Source organism: Streptomyces sp. NPDC001348 (assembly GCF_053597535.1).
Map to the genome: position 1 here is coordinate 56,044 of NZ_JBSFIK010000051.1, position 7,941 is coordinate 63,984.

A 7,941-nucleotide genomic window follows, 5' to 3' on the forward strand; every position below is an offset into this window, starting at 1 on the left:
GGACGTCGGGCGGATATTGACCTCGATCAAGCTTGAGGTCCTACGGTCTGTGCCATGAGCATGGAGACCACCGCGTGGACACAGTTGCACAGCGTGATGAACGCGCAAGCGGAACGACGCCCCTTCGACCGCCGGACACTGCGCCGCATCGGGGCGTTCGCCCGCCCGCACCGCCGCCGCATCGTCTGGTTCGTACTGCTCGGGGTGGTGACCGCGCTGCTCGCCGTGGCGACCCCCGTGCTCGCGGGCCGCGTCGTGGACGCGATCGTGTCGCACGGCGACGAGCGCACGGTCGTACGCCTGGCCGTGCTGATCGCGCTCATCGCGGTCGCCGAGGCCGCCCTCGGGATCCTCGGCAGACGGCTCTCGGCGACGCTCGGGGAGGCGCTCATCCTCGATCTGAGAACGGCTGTGTTCGATCATGTGCAGCGCATGCCGGTCGCGTTCTTCACACGCACTCGTACGGGAGCGCTCGTCTCCCGTCTCAACAACGACGTCATCGGCGCCCAGCGCGCCTTCAGCAACACCCTGTCCGGAGTCGTCAGCAACATCGTCACGCTGCTGCTCACCCTCGCCGTCATGCTCACCCTGTCCTGGCAGATCACCCTGCTCGCGCTGGTGCTGCTGCCGGTGTTCGTGGTGCCCGCCCGCCGGATGGGCAGCCGGATGGCCCGGATGCAGCGGGAGGCGGCCGCCCTCAACGCCGCGATGGGCACCCGGATGACCGAGCGTTTCTCCGCCCCCGGCGCCACCCTGATCAAGCTGTTCGGCCGCCCGGAGGAGGAGTCCGCGGCGTTCATGGACCGCGCCGCGCGGGTGCGGGACATCGGTGTCCGCACGGCCACCGCCCAGTCGGCGTTCATCACAGCCCTGACCCTGGTGTCCTCCCTCGCCCTCGCCCTGGTCTACGGGCTCGGCGGCTGGTTCGCGCTGCGCGGCCACCTGGAGCCCGGCGCGGTGGTGTCGCTGGCCCTGCTGCTGACCCGGCTCTACGCGCCGCTCACCGCGCTCGCCGGGGCCCGCGTCGAGGTGATGTCCGCACTCGTCAGCTTCGAGCGGGTGTTCGAAGTGCTGGACCTGGAGCCGCTCATCGAGGAGAAGCCGGACGCCCGTGAGGTGCCCGAGGGGCCGGTGGCGGTGGAGTTCGACGAAGTCCGCTTCGGCTACCCGTCCGCCGACAAGGTCTCCCTCGCCTCCCTGGAGGAGGTCGCCGCGCTCGACGGCCGCGGCGGTGCCGAGGTGCTGCACGGCGTCACCTTCCGTGCCGAGCCCGGGCAGACGGTGGCCCTCGTCGGCTCCTCCGGTGCCGGCAAGTCGACCGTCGCACAGCTGCTGCCACGCCTGTACGACGTCGACGAGGGTGCCGTCCGCGTCGGCGGGGTCGACATCCGCGACCTGACCGCGGCCTCCCTGCGGGCCACCGTCGGCATGGTCACCCAGGACGGCCACCTCTTCCACGACACCGTCCGCGCCAACCTGCTGCTGGCCCGTCCCGGGGCGAGCGACGACGAACTGTGGGACGCGCTCGGCCGCGCCCGCCTCGACGAGGTCGTACGGTCCCTTCCCGACGGTCTGGACACGGTGGTCGGCGAGCGCGGCTACCGCCTGTCCGGCGGCGAACGGCAGCGCATGACCATCGCCCGGCTGCTGCTGGCCCGCCAGCGCGTCGTCATCCTCGACGAGGCCACCGCCCACCTGGACAACACCGCCGAGGCGGCCGTGCAGGAGGCCCTGACCGAGGCCCTCAGGGACCGCACCGCCCTGGTGATCGCCCACCGGCTGTCCACCGTCCGCACGGCCGACCTGATCCTGGTCGTCGAGGCCGGCCACATCGTGGAACGCGGTACGCACGAGGAACTCCTGGCCGCCGGCGGCCGGTACGCGCAGCTCTACCGCACCCAGTTCGAGAAGCGGGACGCCGAGACCGGGACCGAGGTGGCCGCCGGGGCGTGACCGGTGGCCGACCGGGCGAGAGCGTACGACTGGCCCTGCATCCCCTGAAGGGGAAGACGCCGGGTCAGGAGAACACCCAGGTGACCAGCACCACCGTCCTGCGGTTCACCGACTTCGGTACCAGGGCGAGCGTCGTGGCGCCGCCCGCGTCGGACACCGCGGACGTCACCGACCGGCTGGCGAAGTCGGGCGGGTCCGCGCAGACCGGCTGACCCCCGCACCCCGGGGCCCCCGGGCGCCCCCGGGGTGCCGGAAGGTGTCAGCTGCCGCAGCCTGGATACGCGGTCAACCACGGCAGCACGGCGCGTCCGGAAGGTCATCCACGCCATGGGCAGCGACACGTACGGCGAGAAACAGGACGAGACGGCACCCCCGGCCCCGTACCGTTCCGAAGTCACCCTCCGGGTGAACGGAAAACCCCACACCCTGCTGGTCGACCACCGGCGCGCCCTGCTCGACCTGCTGCGCGAGGACCTCGGCCTCACCGGGGCCAAGAAGGGCTGCGACCACGGCCAGTGCGGGGCCTGCACGGTCCTGGTCGACGGGCGCCGGGTCAACGGCTGCCTGCTGCTCGCCGTCTGTCTCGACGGCAGCGAGGTGACCACCGTCGAGGGCCTCGCGGGCGACGGGGAGGAACCGCACCCCCTGCAACGGGCCTTCCTGGACCGCGACGCCTTCCAGTGCGGGTACTGCACACCGGGCCAGATCTGCTCCGCCCTGGGCGTCCTCGCCGAGGCCGCCGCCGGTCACCCCTCGCACGTCACCGACCCGGCGGCCCCCTCCGGCCGCCCCGTACCGCTGGACCGGGCCGAGATCCGCGAGCGGCTCAGCGGAAACCTCTGCCGCTGCGGGGCCTACCCGCGCATCGTCGACGCCGTGGAGGACGTGAACCGGTGAAGCCCTTCGGATACGTACGGGCCCGCAGCGTCGAGGAAGCGGCCGAGGCGTACGCCGCGCACTCCGGCGCCCAGTACCTCGGCGGTGGCACCAACCTCGTGGACCTGATGAAACTCGGGGTGGCCGGTCCCGCCGTCCTGGTCGACGTCAGCCGGCTGCCCCTGGACACCGTGGAGGAGCTCGACGACGGCTCCCTGCGCGTCGGCGCCACCGTCCGCAACAGCGACCTCGCCGCCCACCCCCTGGTCCGCGACCGCTACCCCGTACTGTCCCAGGCGCTGCTCGCGGGAGCCTCCGGCCAGCTGCGCAACGCCGCCACCACCGGCGGCAACCTGCTGCAGCGCACCCGCTGCCCCTACTTCCAGGACCTGTCCAAGCCCTGCAACAAACGCGTCCCCGGCACCGGCTGCGGCGCCCGCGACGGCGTGCACCGCGACCACGCGGTCCTCGGCCACTCCCCGCAGTGCATCGCCACCCACCCCTCCGACATGGCCGTCGCCCTGGCCGCCCTCGACGCCCGCGTCGAGCTGTACGGCACCGAGGGCACCCGCAGCCTGCCGGTGGCCGACTTCCACCGGCTGCCCGGCGACCACCCCGAACGCGACACCGAGATCCGGCCCGGCGAGCTGATCACCGGCGTGGTCCTCCCGGCCGCCACCGCCGGGGCCCCCTCCGCCTACCGCAAGGCCCGCGACCGGGCCTCGTACGCCTTCGCCCTCGCCTCCGTCGCCGTAGTGCTGCGGGTCGCCGACGGCAGGGTCACCCAGGTCGGCCTGGCCTTCGGCGGGCTGGCGCACCGGCCGTGGCGGGCCCGGCTGGCGGAGGAGGCCCTGCTGGGAGCGGCCGCCACCCCGCCCGCCTTCGAAGGCGCCGTCGACCTGGAACTCGACGCCGCCGAGCCCCTGCGCGACAACGCCTACAAGGTGCCCCTCGCCCACAACCTGGCCCTGGACGTCCTGAACCGGCTTGCGCCGACGCCCGTGGGGAGCTGAACCGGATGCCACAGGAGGACACCATGGCCCGCACCGGCACCGCCCTGGGCGCCCCGGCCGAGCGCCGGGAAGGCCGGGAGAAGGTCACCGGCCGGGCCCGCTACGCCGCCGAACACCACCTGCCCGGCCGCGTCCACGCCTGGCCCGTGCCCGCCACCGTGGCCCGCGGCCGGGTCATCGCGGTCGACGACGCCGCCGCCCGCGAGGTCCCGGGCGTGCTGGCCGTGCTCACCCACGAGAACGCATCCCGGCTCACCGAACCCGAGGACGCCACCCTCGCCGTGCTGCAGAACCCCCGGGTGCCGCACCGCGGCTGGTTCGTCGCCCTGGTCGTCGCCGACACCCCGGAGGCGGCCCGCGCCGGCGCACGGGCGGTCCGGATCACGTACGACGCCGAGGAGCACGACGTCACCCTCCGGCCGGAGCACCCCGGCGGCTACGAGCCCGAGGAGGCCAACGGCCAGCCCGCCCGGACCGAACACGGCCACCCCCACGGTGCCTTCGCGGCCGCCCCGGTCCGCGTGGACACCCAGTACACCGTGCCGCCCCTGCACAACCACCCCATGGAGCCGCACGCCACCACCGCCCACTGGGACCGGGCCCGGGACCGCCTCACCCTGTACACCTCCAGCCAGGGCGGCACCACCGTCCGCTCGGTGCTCGCAGGGATGTTCGACATGCCGGAGGACCACGTCTCCGTCGTCGCCGAACACGTCGGCGGGGGCTTCGGATCCAAGGGCACCCCGCGCCCCGACGTGGTCCTCGCCGCCCTGGCCGCACGCCACACCGGCCGCCCCGTGACCGTCAACCTCCCGCGCAAGTACCTGGCGGCCGTGGTCGGCCACCGCGCCCCCACCCTGCACCGGCTGCGTCTCGGCGCCACCGCCGACGGCCGCCTCACCACGCTGCTGCACGAGGTGACCACGTACACCTCCCGCGTACGGGAGTTCGTGGAGTCGGCGGCGGTCCCCGCCCGGGTCATGTACGCCGCCCCCCATATGCTCACCGCCCACCGGGTCGTCCCGCTGGACGTGCCCGGCCCCTCCTGGATGCGGGCCCCCGGCGAGGCGCCCGGCATGTACGCCCTGGAGTCCGCGATGGACGAGCTCGCCGACGCGCTCGGCGAGGACCCCGTGGAGCTGCGGATCCGCAACGAGCCGGACGCCGAGCCCGACAGCGGCAAGCCGTTCAGCAGCCGGCACCTCGTTCAGTGCCTGCGCGAGGGCGCCCGCCGCTTCGACTGGGCCCACCGCGACCCGCACTCCGGGGCCCGGTCCGAGGGCCCGCTGCTCATCGGCACGGGTGTGGCCGCGGCGACCTACCCCGTCGTGGTCTTCCCCTCCACCGCCTCGGCCCACGCGCTGCCCGACGGAACCTTCCTGGTACGGGTGAACGCCGCCGACATCGGCACCGGCGCCCGCACCGTCCTCGCCCAGGTCGCGGCGGACGCCCTCCGGGTGCCGCTCGACCGGGTGCGCACCGAGGTCGGCAACAGCGACCTGCCGTCCGCCTCGCTGGCCGGCGGCTCCTCCGGCACCGCCTCCTGGGGCTGGGCCGTGCATGAGGCGTGCACCCGGCTCGCCGAGCGCCTGGCCGGCCACACCGGGCCGCTGCCCGGCACCGGCCTGGTCGAGCGGGCCGACACCTCAGGCCGGGCCGACGCCGACAGTCCGTACGCCCGCCACGCCTTCGGCGCCCACTTCGCCGAGGTCACCGTGGACACCGTCACCGGCGAGGTCAGGGTGCGCCGGCTGCTCGGCGTCTACGCGGCCGGGCGGATCCTCAACGCCCGCACCGCCCGGTCCCAGTTCGTCGGCGGCATGACCATGGGACTCGGCATGGCGCTGACCGAGGGCAGCACCCTGGACGCGGCCTTCGGCGACTTCACCGAGTCCGACCTCGCCTCCTACCACGTGCCCGCACACGCCGACGTCCCCGACATCGAGGCCCACTGGATCGACGAGGACGACCCCCACCTCAACCCCATGGGCAGCAAGGGCATCGGCGAGATCGGCATCGTCGGCACCGCCGCCGCCGTCGGCAACGCGGTCCACCACGCCACCGGCGTCCGCTTCCGCGAACTGCCGCTCACCCCGGACCGTGTGCTGACCGGTCTGTCGGGGCCGTGACACCGCCCGCCTAACACCGTTTGCGGCCACCCCGCTCCTGGCGTTGCGTTGAACCGGAAGGATCCCACAGCGGCGCGAGGGAGCGGCGATGATCGAGGCGCGACAGCTGACGAAACGGTACGGGGAGAAGGCGGCGGTCGAGGAACTCGACTTCGTGGTCAGACCCGGTACGGTCACCGGCTTCCTGGGCCCCAACGGCGCGGGCAAGTCCACCACCATGCGCATGATCGTCGGACTGGACGCACCCACCAGCGGCAGCGTGACCGTGAACGGCAGGCGGTACGCCGAACACCGGGCGCCGCTGCAGGAGGTCGGCACCCTCCTGGAGGCCGGGTCCGTCCACCCGGGCCGCTCCGCCTTCGACCACCTGATGGCCCAGGCCCACACCCACGGCATCCCACGCCGCCGGGTGGAGGAGGTCATCGAGCTCACCGGTCTGCGGGCCGTGGCCAAGCGGCGCGCCGGCGCCTTCTCCCTCGGCATGGGCCAGCGCCTGGGCATCGCCGCCGCCCTGCTGGGCGACCCCGCGACCCTCATGCTCGACGAGCCGGTCAACGGGCTCGACCCCGAAGGCGTGCGGTGGATCCGCACCCTGCTCACCCGGCTCGCGTCCGAGGGCCGTACCGTCTTCGTCTCCTCGCACCTGATGAGTGAGATGGCCCAGGTCGCCGACCATCTGATCGTCATCGGCCGCGGACGCCTGCTGGCCGACACCACGGTGCGGGACCTGGTACGCCGGGCCGGGGGCGACACCGTGACGGTCGCCTCCGACCGGGCCGACCGTCTGCGCGAGATCCTCTCCGGCCCCGGAGTGGAGATCACCGGCGCGGTCGGCTCCGAGGAACTGCAGGTCACCGGTCTGTCGGCGCGCGCCATCGGCCTCCGGGCCGCCGAGCACGGCATCCCGTTGTCCGAGCTCAGCTCCAGGACCGTCTCCCTGGAACAGGCGTTCATGGACCTGACCGGCGACGCCGTCGAATACCAGGGCGCCACCACCCTCGACACCCCCCGGAGCACCGCATGAGCCAGACCGCCCTGACCGGGAGCCCCACGCCGGCACCCGCACCCGCCCCCGCGCCGCGCCCGCCGTACCGGGTCACCGCACGCCGCGTGCTGCGCTCGGAGTGGGCCAAACTGTGGTCCCTGCGCTCCACCTGGATCACTCTGGGGCTGGGCCTGCTGTTCCTGGTGGGCTTCGGTGTGATCGCCGCCGTGCACTACCAGGCCGACTACACCTCGGGCAGGCAGATGCGCCCCTACGACGCGCACGCCACCGCCCTGAGCCTCTCCGTCTTCGGCACCAACTTCGCCCAGCTCGCCCTGGGCGTACTGGGCGTGCTGGCCACCGCCGGCGAGTACTCCACGGGCACGATCCGCTCGACACTCGCGGCGGTCCCCCGCCGCCTGCCGGTGCTGTGGTCGAAGGCCGCGGTGCTCGGCCTGGTCGCCCTGGTCGTCGCCACCGCCGGGGTGTTCACCGCGTTCCCGATCGGTGCGGGCGTGGTCTCCGGCACGCCCGCGGCCCTGTCGCTGTCCCACCCGGGTGTCGTCCGCGCTCTGCTGGGCGCGGGCCTCTACCTGGGCCTGGTCGCCGTGATCGGCGTCGCCCTGGGAGCGCTGCTGCGCTCGGTGGCCGGCGGTATCGCCGTCCTGGTCGCCTCGCTGATGCTGCTGCCCGGCCTGGTCTCCCTGCTGCCCAGCTCCTGGCAGGACGACATCAGCGAGTTCCTGCCCAGCAACGCCGGTGAGTCGATGTTCGCGCTGACCCACGACTCGACGAGCCTGCCGCCCGCCGCCGGGCTCCTCGTCCTCCTCGCTTGGACCGCACTGGCACTCACGGGCGCCGCGTACCGCCTGCTGCACACCGACGCCTGACGCTCACGTCGATGCCGGACTCGGCACCCGCCGCGAGCACCGGTTCCGCGTCGACGCCGGTGAGCGGCAGGACCCGGAGCCGGGAGCCGGCCAGC

The 7,941-nt window shown here is 73.8% G+C and carries 7 protein-coding genes; all 7 read left to right on the forward strand.

The features are described 5' to 3' along the window. Positions 1–60 precede the first annotated feature (60 nt). The 7 genes from ACWC21_RS36205 to ACWC21_RS36235 all read left to right on the forward strand — a co-directional run bounded on the left by ACWC21_RS36205 (position 61) and on the right by ACWC21_RS36235 (position 7,846). Positions 61–1,953, forward strand: coding sequence for an ABC transporter ATP-binding protein (locus tag ACWC21_RS36205; protein ID WP_450888318.1), 1,893 nt, complete (start codon positions 61–63; stop codon positions 1,951–1,953). Beyond that, a complete protein-coding gene (locus tag ACWC21_RS36210) occupies positions 1,950–2,165 on the forward strand; it encodes a hypothetical protein (RefSeq protein WP_450888305.1) in 216 nt (71 codons plus the stop codon). Before ACWC21_RS36205 ends, ACWC21_RS36210 begins: the two co-directional genes overlap by 4 nt. A 115-nt stretch (positions 2,166–2,280) precedes the next feature. Then, complete coding sequence (locus ACWC21_RS36215; RefSeq protein ID WP_450888307.1) at positions 2,281–2,850, forward strand: (2Fe-2S)-binding protein; 570 nt, start codon at positions 2,281–2,283, stop codon at positions 2,848–2,850. After that, on the forward strand, positions 2,847–3,842 hold the full coding sequence (locus ACWC21_RS36220) for an FAD binding domain-containing protein (RefSeq protein ID WP_450888309.1): 996 nt from the start codon (positions 2,847–2,849) through the stop codon (positions 3,840–3,842). Before ACWC21_RS36215 ends, ACWC21_RS36220 begins: the two co-directional genes overlap by 4 nt. A 23-nt stretch (positions 3,843–3,865) precedes the next feature. Continuing rightward, on the forward strand, positions 3,866–5,971 hold the full coding sequence (locus ACWC21_RS36225; RefSeq protein WP_450888320.1) for a xanthine dehydrogenase family protein molybdopterin-binding subunit: 2,106 nt from the start codon (positions 3,866–3,868) through the stop codon (positions 5,969–5,971). An 88-nt stretch (positions 5,972–6,059) separates the two neighbouring features. Beyond that, positions 6,060–6,995, forward strand: coding sequence for an ATP-binding cassette domain-containing protein (locus ACWC21_RS36230; protein ID WP_450888311.1), 936 nt, complete (start codon positions 6,060–6,062; stop codon positions 6,993–6,995). Next, positions 6,992–7,846 carry an ABC transporter permease gene (locus ACWC21_RS36235; protein WP_450888312.1) on the forward strand — a complete coding sequence of 285 codons (855 nt, stop codon included), beginning with the start codon at positions 6,992–6,994 and terminating at the stop codon, positions 7,844–7,846. The genes ACWC21_RS36230 and ACWC21_RS36235 overlap by 4 nt, the downstream gene beginning before the upstream one ends. The last annotated feature ends 95 nt before the right edge of the window (positions 7,847–7,941 follow it).